The sequence below is a fragment of the Acinetobacter sp. AOR14_HL genome (assembly GCF_027855175.1).
GTDB classification, from domain to species: Bacteria; Pseudomonadota; Gammaproteobacteria; order Pseudomonadales; family Moraxellaceae; genus Acinetobacter; species Acinetobacter calcoaceticus.
The window spans coordinates 1-13587 of record NZ_JAKTII010000013.1; the positions used below are offsets into that span (position 1 = coordinate 1).

The window sequence follows — 13587 nt, forward strand, 5'->3', positions numbered from 1 at the left end:
GAATAATGAGCTGGCGATGACTTACTCTCACATGGGAAACCCCACACTACCATCAGCGCTAAGAGGTTTCACTTCTGAGTTCGGGAAGGGATCAGGTGGTTCACTCTTGCTATGGTCGCCAGCACAACTGGTATGGATACTTACATTGGTCTTATTGGTTGCCGATGCGTTTTCCAAATCTTTACAGATGGGCTGATTGAGTCTTAATATTTTGTTCATTTTAGCTAAGCGTATAACTAAATCAAGTTGCTTTGCATATTAATGAATCGATTGATGCTTTATATACAACTGCTTGGGTGTTGTATAGTCAAGCCTCACGAGCAATTAGTATTGGTCAGCTTCACATATCACTATGCTTCCACATCCAACCTATCAACGTCCTAGTCTCGAACGGCTCTTTAGAGGACATAAAGTCCTAGGGAAATCTTATCTTGAGGTAGGCTTCCCGCTTAGATGCTTTCAGCGGTTATCCCTTCCGAACATAGCTACCCGGCGATGCGACTGGCGTCACAACCGGTACACCAGAGGTTCGTCCACTCTGGTCCTCTCGTACTAGGAGCAGATCCTCTCAAATTTCCAGCGCCCACGGTAGATAGGGACCGAACTGTCTCACGACGTTCTAAACCCAGCTCGCGTACCTCTTTAAATGGCGAACAGCCATACCCTTGGGACCTGCTTCAGCCCCAGGATGAGATGAGCCGACATCGAGGTGCCAAACACCGCCGTCGATATGAACTCTTGGGCGGTATCAGCCTGTTATCCCCAGAGTACCTTTTATCCGTTGAGCGATGGCCCTTCCATACAGAACCACCGGATCACTAAGACCTACTTTCGTACCTGCTCGACTTGTGGGTCTCGCAGTTAAGCGCGCTTTTGCCTTTATACTCTACGCGTGATTTCCGACCACGCTGAGCGCACCTTCGTACTCCTCCGTTACTCTTTAGGAGGAGACCGCCCCAGTCAAACTACCCACCAGACATGGTCCTCGCCCCGGATTACGGGGCAGAGTTAGAACCTCAACATTACCAGGGTGGTATTTCAAGGACGGCTCCATTGGAACTAGCGTTCCAACTTCAAAGCCTCCCACCTATCCTACACAAGTAAGGTCAAAGTTCAATGTCAAGCTGCAGTAAAGGTTCACGGGGTCTTTCCGTCTAGCCGCGGGTACACTGCATCTTCACAGCGATTTCGATTTCACTGAGCCTCTGCTGGAGACAGCGCCGCCATCATTATGCCATTCGTGCAGGTCGGAACTTACCCGACAAGGAATTTCGCTACCTTAGGACCGTTATAGTTACGGCCGCCGTTTACTGGGGCTTCGATCAAGAGCTTCGCTTACGCTAACCCCATCAATTAACCTTCCAGCACCGGGCAGGCATCACACCCTATACGTCCACTTTCGTGTTTGCAGAGTGCTATGTTTTTAATAAACAGTTGCAGCGGCCTGGTTTCTGTGGCTGTCATCAGCTCAGGAAGCAAGTTCCATCACCAACAACAGCGTACCTTCTCCCGAAGTTACGGTACCATTTTGCCTAGTTCCTTCAGCAGAGTTCTCTCAAGCGCCTTGGTCTACTCGACCTGACCACCTGTGTCGGTTTAGGGTACGATTCCTGTGTAACTGAAGCTTAGAGACTTTTCCTGGAAGCATGGTATCAGCCACTTCGCTGTACAAGTACAGCTTGCTATCAGATCTCAGCATAGAGCACCCCGGATTTGCCTAAGATGCATGCCTACTTCCTTTCACCTGGACAACCAACGCCAGGCTGACTTAACCTTCTCCGTCCTCTCATCGCATTACACAGAAGTATTGGAATATTAACCAATTTCCCATCGACTACGCCTTTCGGCCTCGCCTTAGGGGTCGACTCACCCAGCCCCGATTAACGTTGGACTGGAACCCTTGGTCTTTCGGCGAACGGGTTTTTCACCCGTTTTGTCGTTACTCACGTCAGCATTCGCACTTCTGATACCTCCAGCATACTTCTCAATACACCTTCATCGGCTTACAGAACGCTCCCCTACCACTTGACTTAAAAGTCAAATCCGCAGCTTCGGCACATAGTTTTAGCCCCGTTACATCTTCCGCGCAGGCCGACTCGACTAGTGAGCTATTACGCTTTCTTTAAAGGGTGGCTGCTTCTAAGCCAACCTCCTAGCTGTCTATGCCTTCCCACATCGTTTCCCACTTAACTATGATTTTGGGGCCTTAGCTGGCGGTCTGGATTGTTTTCCTCTTGACTACGGACGTTAGCACCCGCAGTCTGTCTCCCGGATAGTACTCATAGGTATTCGGAGTTTGCATCGGTTTGGTAAGTCGGGATGACCCCCTAGCCGAAACAGTGCTCTACCCCCTATGGTATTCGTCCGAGGCGCTACCTAAATAGCTTTCGGGGAGAACCAGCTATCACCAGGCTTGATTAGCCTTTCACCCCTATCCACAAGTCATCCCCTGGCTTTTCAACGACAGTGGGTTCGGTCCTCCAGTTAGTGTTACCCAACCTTCAACCTGCTCATGGATAGATCGCCTGGTTTCGGGTCTATACCCAGCAACTAAACGCCCTATTAAGACTCGATTTCTCTACGGCTCCCCTATACGGTTAACCTCGCTACTGAATATAAGTCGCTGACCCATTATACAAAAGGTACGCAGTCACCGAACAAGTCGGCTCCCACTGCTTGTATGCATGCGGTTTCAGGATCTATTTCACTCCCCTCACAGGGGTTCTTTTCGCCTTTCCCTCACGGTACTGGTTCACTATCGGTCAGTCAGGAGTATTTAGCCTTGGAGGATGGTCCCCCCATATTCAGACAAGGTTTCACGTGCCTCGCCCTACTCGTCATCATTATGTGTGCCCTTTCGTGTACGGGAATATCACCCTCTACGTTCGCACTTCCCAGAGCGTTCCACTAAAACACACATAACTTAATGGGCTGATCCCCGTTCGCTCGCCGCTACTAAGGGAATCTCAATTGATTTCTTTTCCTAAGGGTACTGAGATGTTTCACTTCCCCTCGTTCGCCTTGCAACACTATGTATTCATGTTGCAATACCTACCTTAAAGTAGGTGGGTTCCCCCATTCAGAAATCTCCGGATCAAAGGATATTTGCCGCCTCCCCGGAGCTTATCGCAGGCTATTACGTCTTTCATCGCCTCTGACTGCCAAGGCATCCACCACATGCACTTAATTACTTGACTATACAACCCCAAACAGTCGTTATTACCTACAAGGAGTAATAAGACATGATTAATGATTTCTCATCAATCTCTTACAGTTTGAAGTACTGTGTATTTAAACACTGTACAGCTTCAATCTAATTCATATACCAAAACGCTTGATTCAGTTAATTTGCTAGTTCTCAATTAATTCCAAGATCAGAATTACTTCTTCTCTTTTCATTATTGAGTGAACAATTTATTTCAGACTCAATTTTGCCAATCTGTTAATGAATAAACATGCCTTCGTCAGGTCATGCTTAATACCGTGATACTTAAATCACAGAAGTTAATAAACCAAGATCTTAATCTTTATTTACTAATTTCTGTAATCCGAACTTCTCTTAAGTTCTGGTGGAGACTAGGAGAGTCGAACTCCTGACCTCCTGCGTGCAAAGCAGGCGCTCTACCAACTAAGCTAAGTCCCCAGCTTACATCATCAGTTATGTATCTTCTTTTCTATAACTTCAACCAGTCAAAGTCATGGTGGGTCTGACAAGACTTGAACTTGTGACCCCACGCTTATCAAGCGTGTGCTCTAACCAACTGAGCTACAGACCCTCAGATACATCTATGAAGAACAACTTGTTGTGGATTCTTACCAATCGTCAATCTTTCGTTAAGGAGGTGATCCAGCCGCAGGTTCCCCTACGGCTACCTTGTTACGACTTCACCCCAGTCATCGGCCACACCGTGGTAAGCGTCCTCCTTGCGGTTAGACTACCTACTTCTGGTGCAACAAACTCCCATGGTGTGACGGGCGGTGTGTACAAGGCCCGGGAACGTATTCACCGCGGCATTCTGATCCGCGATTACTAGCGATTCCGACTTCATGGAGTCGAGTTGCAGACTCCAATCCGGACTACGATCGGCTTTTTGAGATTAGCATCCTATCGCTAGGTAGCAACCCTTTGTACCGACCATTGTAGCACGTGTGTAGCCCTGGCCGTAAGGGCCATGATGACTTGACGTCGTCCCCGCCTTCCTCCAGTTTGTCACTGGCAGTATCCTTAAAGTTCCCGACATTACTCGCTGGCAAATAAGGAAAAGGGTTGCGCTCGTTGCGGGACTTAACCCAACATCTCACGACACGAGCTGACGACAGCCATGCAGCACCTGTATATAAGTTCCCGAAGGCACCAATCCATCTCTGGAAAGTTCTTACTATGTCAAGGCCAGGTAAGGTTCTTCGCGTTGCATCGAATTAAACCACATGCTCCACCGCTTGTGCGGGCCCCCGTCAATTCATTTGAGTTTTAGTCTTGCGACCGTACTCCCCAGGCGGTCTACTTATCGCGTTAGCTGCGCCACTAAAGCCTCAAAGGCCCCAACGGCTAGTAGACATCGTTTACGGCATGGACTACCAGGGTATCTAATCCTGTTTGCTCCCCATGCTTTCGCACCTCAGCGTCAGTGTTAGGCCAGATGGCTGCCTTCGCCATCGGTATTCCTCCAGATCTCTACGCATTTCACCGCTACACCTGGAATTCTACCATCCTCTCCCACACTCTAGCTAACCAGTATCGAATGCAATTCCCAAGTTAAGCTCGGGGATTTCACATTTGACTTAATTAGCCGCCTACGCGCGCTTTACGCCCAGTAAATCCGATTAACGCTTGCACCCTCTGTATTACCGCGGCTGCTGGCACAGAGTTAGCCGGTGCTTATTCTGCGAGTAACGTCCACTATCTGAAGGTATTAACTTCAGTAGCCTCCTCCTCGCTTAAAGTGCTTTACAACCATAAGGCCTTCTTCACACACGCGGCATGGCTGGATCAGGCTTGCGCCCATTGTCCAATATTCCCCACTGCTGCCTCCCGTAGGAGTCTGGGCCGTGTCTCAGTCCCAGTGTGGCGGATCATCCTCTCAGACCCGCTACAGATCGTCGCCTTGGTAGGCCTTTACCCCACCAACTAGCTAATCCGACTTAGGCTCATCTATTAGCGCAAGGTCCGAAGATCCCCTGCTTTCTCCCGTAGGACGTATGCGGTATTAGCATTCCTTTCGAAATGTTGTCCCCCACTAATAGGCAGATTCCTAAGCATTACTCACCCGTCCGCCGCTAAGTGATAGTGCAAGCACCATCACTCCGCTCGACTTGCATGTGTTAAGCCTGCCGCCAGCGTTCAATCTGAGCCATGATCAAACTCTTCAGTTAAAAATCATTTTGCACCTTATTAAAGACAAGGTGCCAATTCTGGCTCATCAATTTTCTGACTTAAATTTCGCTCAAATAAACTTCGAGTAATTTAAACCAATCAATCAATGATAATATTTCGATCAATCAATCAGTAAAAATCCACACAAGTTGTTCTTCATAATCTCTTAATGATCTTTCTGCTCTTCGTCAGAGACAGAATTCAACGCAATACTAAGCTTTTCATCTTAACCCTGTAAGCTAAGATATTCTCATGTATCGCGTCGGGATGAGTGCATTATAGGGGAAAAAAAATGGTACGCAAGCACTTTTCTAAATATATGTGTTTGATCGATTCTTTTTCACCCAATCAAAGTTAAAAAAAACAAAAATATCAGTTTAAATAATTGATAATAAACAATAAATATTAAAATATTTTATTTCCATTCTTTTTTGATTTTCACTTCTATTATCTTAATAGGTTGTTTAGGAACGTTCTGATGCATTCCATCAGTGATTGTCGGTACTTTTACAATACGGTCAACCACATCCATTCCTTTAATCACTTTTCCGAAAACTGCATAACCAGCATTACCAGCAGAGCGATTTAGAAAACTATTATCTGCGACATTAATAAAGAACTGGCTAGTAGCAGAGTCAGGATTTGCGGTACGAGCCATGGCTAAGGTTCCGCGTGTGTTAGCAATCCCATTTCCAGCTTCATTTTTGATTGGTGCTCGAGTGGTCTTTTCCTGCATATTTGCAGTAAGCCCACCACCCTGTACCATGAAACCAGGAATTACGCGATGGAATATCGTATCTTTATAAAAGTTCGACTTTATATAGCTTTTAAAATTCTTGACGCTGATTGGGGCTTTCTCATCATAAAGTTGTATTTCTATGTTGCCTAAATTTGTTTGCATTTCAACTAAAGTGTCAGCCCAGACTGAATGACTACTTAAACCCAAGCAACATAGCATTAATAATTTTTTCATATCTTCCTACAGTAAAATGCAAAACTTAATAAAGGTTAAATTTAATCGTCTATATAAAAGAATTCTAGTGAGTATTTATTATCTTTTATTTAAAGCCTTATATTTTAGATTTGAGTATGAGTCCACGTTCCACGTGAAACATGGACCAAACTTTTATTTAGCTATTTTTATCCCAAAATTTTCTAAAGTTTTTACTGAACTCAATAGTGTAACGTTTGGCCTTTTTAGAAATAGGCGTCAGATTTATAAATCCATGCGTTTGATCTGAGTATTCTTCATAATGCATTTTGACGCCATTTTGGCGTAGCTTATAGCTATAGATTTTCCCTTCATCATGTAATACGTCATGCCCAGCAGTAATCACAAAAGCCGGTGGATTCTTCTTCAAGTTTCCATAGGTTGGAGAAATAATAGGATCATCTAATTCTACGTTATGCTGGGTTGCATAATATTGAGTGACATTATTGATATCTTTACCTGTCAAAACCAATCCTTCGTTATAGGCATAGAAGGATGGATGTCGGCTCTTGAAATCGACTGCAGGGTAAATAAGAAGTTGGGCCTGTGGAGCATACGGCTTATTTACTGATCGTTGAGCCACGACTGTACTAATGTTTCCACCTGCACTATCACCCGCTACCGCAATTCGACCTTTTAATATTTTTAATTGTCTACGATTTTGATATACCCAAGCCAAAGCATCTTCACAGGATTGGATTAAATGTTGAGGAGAAACCTCAGGCGCCAGAGGATAATCAATACTGAGTACTTGTACTTTTGCATATTTTGCCAATATACGACACGCCTCATCATGAGTATCTAATCCACCCACAACAAATCCCCCTCCATGATAGAAAACAAGAAGAGGTAATTTTTTATTAGGTGCTGGATGATAGTGTCTCGCGAAAACGGTTCCACTTTGAAGAGGTAAACGAATATCTTCTACGGAATCAATATCCGTTGATTTCTGGCGTATAGCCAGCATTTGCGTATCAAACTGCCTTCTGGATTCAATTGGATCTGGACCAATAAAACCAATACGCCCCTGCTTAATTTGTACAGCCATCAGACATTTAGTAAATGAGTCCAGATCTGGATATTGGTAAGAATACCCAAGAATTTTGGCAAGTGATTCTTGAGCTAATCGAGGTAACTTATCAAGAGCTCGAGCAGCGGGCCCTTGGCCCTTATCTAGCAATGTTTGAATTTTTTGATTAAATGCTGTCATGCCTATCTCCATGAATTCCTCTTATCCTTCATATTTTCTACAGAATTCTGTTGCTGTTTGACTATATTCGCATACAACTCATGTAATCAAGATACAAAGGTAAAAACTAAATTACGCTAATCTGATTTAAAGCAAATGTCATTAACAAATCTGTCGTTTCAAGCAGGAGTTTTTTGCCAATTATTGTTAACAGACAAAAAGAGGTAAGATTATGTCAACAAAACTAGTTGTTACTTTATTAGCAACCAGTCTCTTAACTGTAGGCTGTGTTGCTTATACGGATGACCCTTCTTATCGTGGTGGCTATGGTTACCATGATACTAATCGCTATGATCGTAATGATGGACGTCGATATAATGATTGGGAACGAAAACGCTGGGAAGAACGTCAAAGAATATATGAACAACAACGAAGAGTTGCTCGCGAACAAGATCGAAATCGTCATGAATGGGATAAAAGACGCCATGACGAGGATAAAAAACACCGTGATGACGATAAAAAACGCCACGAGTGGGATAAAAAACGAGTAGAAGATCGAGATCATAATCGTCGAGATTCTCGTCATGATGACTAAATTCATTACTATATAAAAAGCCCCAATAAGCTACGTCTTTTGGGGCTTTTTTGAGAATTCTAAACTCTCTTAATTATAGAGTAATGAGTAGCAGCTCACTTCATACATAAATCGGCATCTTAAATATATGACTCTATAATCTTTTAACTATTCTTATCACTAAGAATTACTGAGCTGTTGCAGAACCTGAAACAGAGCCTGATGCACCAGCATCAACTTGACCTGGTTGTGCTTGGCCAGAAACGCCAGCATCAACACCTACACCAGCTTGTACGCCAGATGGGCTAGCACTTGTTTGAGCAGAACCTGATGCGTTTAAACCAGCTTCAGATGCACAACCAACAGCTGTAAAAGCAACACCAGCAAGTACTACAGAGATAAGACCTAATTTTTTCATAATCGCTTTCCTTTCATTACGACAAACACTTAAATGCAAAGATCATCTTTGCGCTGCCTATAATTCACAATTTTTTTTTCTGGCGTGCGTATCATTGGTTGTCTTTTGTAGTAATCGAAGTACAAATTGTGCAATTTTTTATTAAATTCTCTTCCCTACTCTTAGCTCTATCTTTTATATAAAAGTAGCAACTTAAGCTTTTGTTTAATTTTATCAATTTCTAATTTTTATCTTAATCTTTTTCTCTGCTCAAAAAAATTCTCTTTATAGAAACACTATATAAGGTGCGTAGAATGTTACAGAGGTTTTTTTGATTAAAAATTCCTTTTCGCATTAAAAAAGCCGGGTATAGACCACGGCTTCTCTAAAAAATTATTATATTCCGATTTAAATTACGGCCATTGCATCTCGCCTTTTACAACTTTTGCACCTAGCTCTAAGCTATCCACACTTTTTAATGTTGGATATTGTTTTTGCATGAGCTGGCTCAATTCGCTAGCATTTTTACTTACTTTAGCCGCTTTCTCATAGCTCTTGAGATAGTCGATCGAAAAGTTAACCGCATCCAAACCTTGTGGAGCTCCCTCAACCATATGTGCTGGAACAACTGTTTGAGGCTGTAGTGCTTTAATGCTTTCTAAAGTTTGAATTACTTCATTGCGGTCTTTAACTTTTGGTGTATCTGCCATCCATAAATGAATACCTGAAGATACAGGGATACCACCTACTACTGCTTTTGAAGAAGGAATCCATAAATAAGTGAGTTCTTTCTTACCTTTAATTTCAATTGACTCATTCTCTAGTTTTAAAGTTTTAGCAGTGTAAGCTTGAGGCACAATAATTTGGCTAGGCGCATTTGCACCCATTTGTGGTCCCCAATACTTCACTTTAAGCGCTTGAGTATCTTGAATATGTTTAACAGTTTCCGGCGTTGCGATGATTTGTACATTTGGGAAGTACTGTTTAAATACATCTAAACCAAAGTAATAGTCCGGATCACCATAACTTACGAAAATTGTCTTTAGCGTTTTACCGCTATCGAGAATATCTGCAGCAATACGTAATGCTTCAGATTTTGAGAATTGCGCATTAACCAATAGAACTTCTTTATCGCCTTCAATTAAAGTAGAAGTCACCCCAAAATGTTCTGGTTTAGCCAGAAAACTTTGGATTTTTAGATCTTGTGCAAAAGTTGAGGAAGCCATCGTCAAAGCTGTAGCAGTTGCTAGGGCCGAAGCAGTTAATTTAAAAAATTTCATTATGTATTCTCCAATTTCATAAGGAATACTTTAAATTGCAATTTCTGTAAGGTAAATGCACTAAACTAAGATAAACTGTTGCATAAATTGTAATAATGATAAAGCATATGGACACATTAAAAGCCATACAAGTCTTTGTTTCTATTGCTCAGCATGGCAATTTAACCAAAGCCGCAGAACATCTTAATTATTCCCGTGCCATGGTTTCTCGCTATCTTGAACATCTAGAGCATACATTCTCAACTCGCCTATTTCAGCGGAATACTCGAAAAATATCTCTCACTCCAGCAGGTGAAAAAGCTCTACTCTACTGCGAAAATATTTTACAACAACAACAACTTTTACAAGAGCTAGCAGCACCCGAACAACATAACGGTACGATTCGTTTTACTTGTGGTTTATTTTTATTTCAATTAGGTGTTGGCGAATGTATTCGTCAATTTAAAAAGCAACATCCACATATTCAATTTGATGTATATCTTACTGAAAATACGATTGACTTGATTGATGCACAAGTCGATTTAGCTTTGCGTATAACGCAAAAAGTTGCAGATGGATTAATTGCGAGGCCAGTTTGTCAGATCGAATCGGTATTTTGTGCTCATCCAGACTATTTAAAACAGCACAGCCTCCTCTCTCACCCAAGACAACTTATTCAATATGAATGTTTAGCTCACCATAGCCAGCATCAATATTGGACTCTTTTTGATGAAGAGCAACAACCACAGAATTATCCTTTAAACGTTACCTTTAAAAGTAATGATGTAAATGCTGTTTATGATATGTGTCTACATGCTCAGGGTGTAGCTATGTTGCCTTCACTATTAGTTAAAAAAGATTTAAAAGAAAAACGACTCGTTCCTTTATTTAAAAACTTTTCAGCTCCGGAATTAAGTCTGTCAGTGGTATATGCATCTAGGCAGCATTTACCCAAAATAACTCAGGAATTTATTGCTTTTATGATCGAAAATTTAGATTTTTACTTAAAACCGCAAAATTAAAAGCTTTAAATTGTCGTGCACGCTTGAATTTTTAGGCAGTGCCCATACTTCATACCTATTAATGAATTACAGCATATGCATGGCAGTTCAGGTTTTACACAGTAAATACTGATGCCAAAAAGGACTGTACATGTTTAAAAACCCATTTAAACGGAGATCATCAATGGCTAATGAGCAAAATGAGCAAGCTCAAGACATTCAACACGAGCAAGCAGAGCAATCTAATGAGCAAACTCAGGCTGAAGGTGGAGAGCAAGCAAACGACGTTACCGTTGAATCTTTACAAGCGCAAATCACTAAATTAGAAGAAAGCCTTAAACTTGAAAAAGCACGTACAGCGAATGCTGTTTACGAAGCACAAAAAAGTGTAGAGCGTATTCAACGTGAGTCTGAGAAGCATAAGGAAACTGTGCTTGAAAAATTTGCAAAAGAATTGCTGGATTCTGTAGACAATCTAGAGCGTGCGATTCAAGCAGCGGGTGATGAAGAAACTCCTGTACTTGAGGGTATTAAGTTAACCTTGAAGTCACTATTAACTACACTGGAAAAATTTGGTGTTGTAGAAGCTGACACTCAAAATGGTTTCAACGCAGATTTACATCAAGCAGTGGGCATTGCCCCAGACGCTAAAGCGAATGAAATCGGTACCGTTTTACAAAAAGGCTATACCTTAAATGGTCGCTTATTGCGCCCTGCTATGGTTATGGTTGGTCAATAAATAAAAAATTGAGAGTTTTTAGATTTTTTTTCGCTAAAACGCTTGAAAAAAATAGATTCACTCTCATATCGGATAACAAGCAAAAACATTGCAAAAGAATTTTTGAGGAAAAAGTCACATGGCAAAAATTATTGGTATTGACTTAGGTACTACCAACTCATGCGTTGCTGTACTTGAAGGCGATAAAGTAAAAGTAATCGAAAACGCTGAAGGCACACGTACAACTCCATCGATCATTGCTTATAAAGATGGCGAGATCTTAGTGGGTCAAAGTGCTAAGCGTCAGGCAGTAACTAACCCGAAAAATACATTATTCGCTATTAAGCGTTTAATTGGTCGTCGTTATGAAGATCAAGCGGTACAAAAAGACATCGGCCTTGTACCTTATAAAATCATCAAAGCTGACAATGGTGATGCTTGGGTAGAAGTAAACGATAAAAAATTAGCGCCTCAACAGATCTCTGCTGAAATCTTGAAAAAGATGAAGAAAACTGCAGAAGACTATTTAGGTGAAACAGTTACAGAAGCAGTTATTACTGTTCCTGCTTACTTTAACGATGCTCAACGTCAAGCAACTAAAGATGCGGGTAAAATCGCTGGTTTAGACGTTAAACGTATCATTAACGAACCAACTGCTGCTGCACTTGCGTTCGGTATGGACAAAAAAGAAGGCGATCGTAAAATTGCTGTTTACGACTTAGGTGGTGGTACTTTTGACGTATCAATCATTGAAATCGCAGACCTTGATGGCGACCAACAAATCGAAGTGTTATCAACAAATGGTGATACTTTCCTTGGTGGTGAAGACTTTGATAACGCGTTAATTGAATTCTTGGTTGAAGAATTTAAGAAAGAACAAAGTGTGAACTTGAAAAATGACCCACTTGCGTTACAACGTTTGAAAGAAGCTGCTGAAAAAGCAAAAATCGAGCTTTCTTCATCAAATGCAACTGAAATCAACCTTCCATACATCACTGCTGATGCAACTGGTCCTAAACACTTAGTGATCAATGTAACACGTGCAAAACTTGAAGGTTTAGTTGCTGATTTAGTTGCTCGTACAATTGAGCCTTGCCGTATCGCGCTTAAAGATGCTGGTCTTTCGACTTCTGACATCTCTGACGTGATCTTGGTTGGTGGTCAGTCTCGTATGCCACTTGTACAACAAAAAGTACAAGAATTCTTTGGTAAAGAGCCACGTAAAGACGTGAACCCTGATGAAGCAGTTGCAATTGGTGCTGCGATTCAAGGTGCGGTATTGTCTGGTGACAAAACTGACGTTCTTTTATTAGACGTAACACCATTAACTTTAGGTATTGAAACAATGGGTGGTGTATTAACACCAATCATTGAGAAAAACACGACGATTCCTGCGAAGAAATCACAAGTGTTCTCTACTGCTGCTGACAACCAGCCTGCTGTAGACATTTCTGTTTACCAAGGTGAACGTAAGATGGCTCAACAAAACAAATTGTTGGGTAACTTCCAATTAGGCGACATTCCACCTGCTCCACGTGGTGTGCCACAAATTGAAGTATCTTTCGACATCAATGCTGATGGTATCTTGAAAGTATCTGCTAAAGATAAGAGCACTGGTAAAGAGCAATCAATCCAGATTAAAGCAAACTCAGGTTTGTCTGATGCTGAAATCGAAGCAATGATTAAAGATGCTGAAGCGAATGCTGAAGAAGATCGTAAGTTTGAAGAACTTGCAAAAGCTCGTAACGAAGCTGATGCATTAATTTCAAGCTCGAACAAAGCTGTAAAAGATCTTGGTGATAAAGTTACTGAAGATGAAAAAACAGCTGTAAGTACTGCGGTTTCTGAACTTGAAGCAGCAACAAAAGAAAATGATGTTGAAGATATCAAAGCTAAAACTGAGGCTTTACAAAACATCTTAATGCCTATCACTCAACGTGCTTATGAACAAGCACAGCAAGCTGGTGGTGCAGAAGGCTTTGATCCAAATGCATTCCAAGGTGGCGATGCAGGTCAACAAAAAGCAGATGATGGCGTTGTAGATGCTGAATTCACAGAAGTAAAAGATGACAAAAAATAATTTG

Annotated in this window: 7 protein-coding genes, 2 tRNA genes, 3 rRNA genes and 1 pseudogene; 4 read left to right on the forward strand and 9 right to left on the reverse strand. The window is 41.8% G+C overall.

Annotated features, from left to right (window positions below; all coding sequences use genetic code 11):
* Nucleotides 1-8: 8 nt before the first annotated feature.
* The 7 genes from rrf to MKL38_RS14030 all read right to left on the reverse strand — a co-directional run bounded on the left by rrf (nt 9) and on the right by MKL38_RS14030 (nt 7575).
* Nucleotides 9-123, reverse strand: a 5S ribosomal RNA gene (gene rrf, locus MKL38_RS14000).
* Nucleotides 124-303: 180 nt separating this feature from the next.
* Nucleotides 304-3197 (reverse strand): 23S ribosomal RNA (locus tag MKL38_RS14005).
* Between the two features lie 370 nt (nt 3198-3567).
* Nucleotides 3568-3643, reverse strand: a tRNA-Ala gene (locus MKL38_RS14010).
* A 56-nt stretch (nt 3644-3699) separates the two neighbouring features.
* Nucleotides 3700-3776, reverse strand: a tRNA-Ile gene (locus tag MKL38_RS14015).
* Nucleotides 3777-3835: 59 nt separating this feature from the next.
* Nucleotides 3836-5373 (reverse strand): 16S ribosomal RNA (locus MKL38_RS14020).
* Together the 16S, 23S and 5S rRNA genes with 2 tRNA genes alongside form the textbook arrangement of a ribosomal RNA operon.
* Before the next feature lie 416 nt (nt 5374-5789).
* Nucleotides 5790-6347, reverse strand: a complete 558-nt coding sequence (locus MKL38_RS14025) for a peptidylprolyl isomerase (RefSeq protein WP_270903553.1) — start codon at nt 6345-6347, stop codon at nt 5790-5792.
* Between the two features lie 157 nt (nt 6348-6504).
* Nucleotides 6505-7575: an alpha/beta hydrolase gene (locus MKL38_RS14030; RefSeq protein WP_270903554.1), complete on the reverse strand. Its 1071-nt coding sequence runs from the start codon at nt 7573-7575 to the stop codon at nt 6505-6507.
* Nucleotides 7576-7786: 211 nt separating this feature from the next.
* Between MKL38_RS14030 and MKL38_RS14035 the strand changes: the two genes are divergently transcribed.
* Nucleotides 7787-8149 carry a hypothetical protein gene (locus MKL38_RS14035; protein ID WP_270903555.1) on the forward strand — a complete coding sequence of 121 codons (363 nt, stop codon included), beginning with the start codon at nt 7787-7789 and terminating at the stop codon, nt 8147-8149.
* A gap of 166 nt (nt 8150-8315) precedes the next feature.
* On the opposite strand, the gene MKL38_RS14040 is transcribed toward MKL38_RS14035, so the two are convergent.
* Entirely contained in the window at nt 8316-8546 is a 231-nt protein-coding gene (locus tag MKL38_RS14040) for a hypothetical protein (RefSeq protein ID WP_000733015.1), read from the reverse strand.
* Between the two features lie 392 nt (nt 8547-8938).
* Nucleotides 8939-9805 (reverse strand): MBL fold metallo-hydrolase, encoded by an 867-nt coding sequence (locus MKL38_RS14045; protein WP_005037716.1) that lies wholly within the window; start codon nt 9803-9805, stop codon nt 8939-8941.
* A gap of 107 nt (nt 9806-9912) precedes the next feature.
* On the opposite strand from MKL38_RS14045, the pseudogene MKL38_RS14050 reads away from it, so the two are divergent.
* The 3 genes and pseudogenes from MKL38_RS14050 to dnaK all read left to right on the forward strand — a co-directional run bounded on the left by MKL38_RS14050 (nt 9913) and on the right by dnaK (nt 13583).
* Nucleotides 9913-10841: pseudogene (locus MKL38_RS14050) on the forward strand (LysR family transcriptional regulator).
* Nucleotides 10842-10969: 128 nt separating this feature from the next.
* Entirely contained in the window at nt 10970-11524 is a 555-nt protein-coding gene (gene grpE / locus MKL38_RS14055; RefSeq protein ID WP_003656003.1) for a nucleotide exchange factor GrpE, read from the forward strand.
* 118 nt (nt 11525-11642) lie between these two features.
* Nucleotides 11643-13583: a molecular chaperone DnaK gene (gene dnaK / locus MKL38_RS14060; RefSeq protein ID WP_017387642.1), complete on the forward strand. Its 1941-nt coding sequence runs from the start codon at nt 11643-11645 to the stop codon at nt 13581-13583.
* Nucleotides 13584-13587: the final 4 nt, after the last annotated feature.

Coding starts and splice junctions, on each gene's coding strand:
- MKL38_RS14030 (WP_270903554.1), bottom strand. CDS start 7,575: ATGACAGCATTTAATCAAAAAATTCAAACATTGCTAGATAAGGGCCAA.
- MKL38_RS14025 (WP_270903553.1), bottom strand. CDS start 6,347: ATGAAAAAATTATTAATGCTATGTTGCTTGGGTTTAAGTAGTCATTCA.
- MKL38_RS14045 (WP_005037716.1), bottom strand. CDS start 9,805: ATGAAATTTTTTAAATTAACTGCTTCGGCCCTAGCAACTGCTACAGCT.
- grpE (WP_003656003.1), top strand. CDS start 10,970: ATGGCTAATGAGCAAAATGAGCAAGCTCAAGACATTCAACACGAGCAA.
- MKL38_RS14040 (WP_000733015.1), bottom strand. CDS start 8,546: ATGAAAAAATTAGGTCTTATCTCTGTAGTACTTGCTGGTGTTGCTTTT.
- MKL38_RS14035 (WP_270903555.1), top strand. CDS start 7,787: ATGTCAACAAAACTAGTTGTTACTTTATTAGCAACCAGTCTCTTAACT.
- dnaK (WP_017387642.1), top strand. CDS start 11,643: ATGGCAAAAATTATTGGTATTGACTTAGGTACTACCAACTCATGCGTT.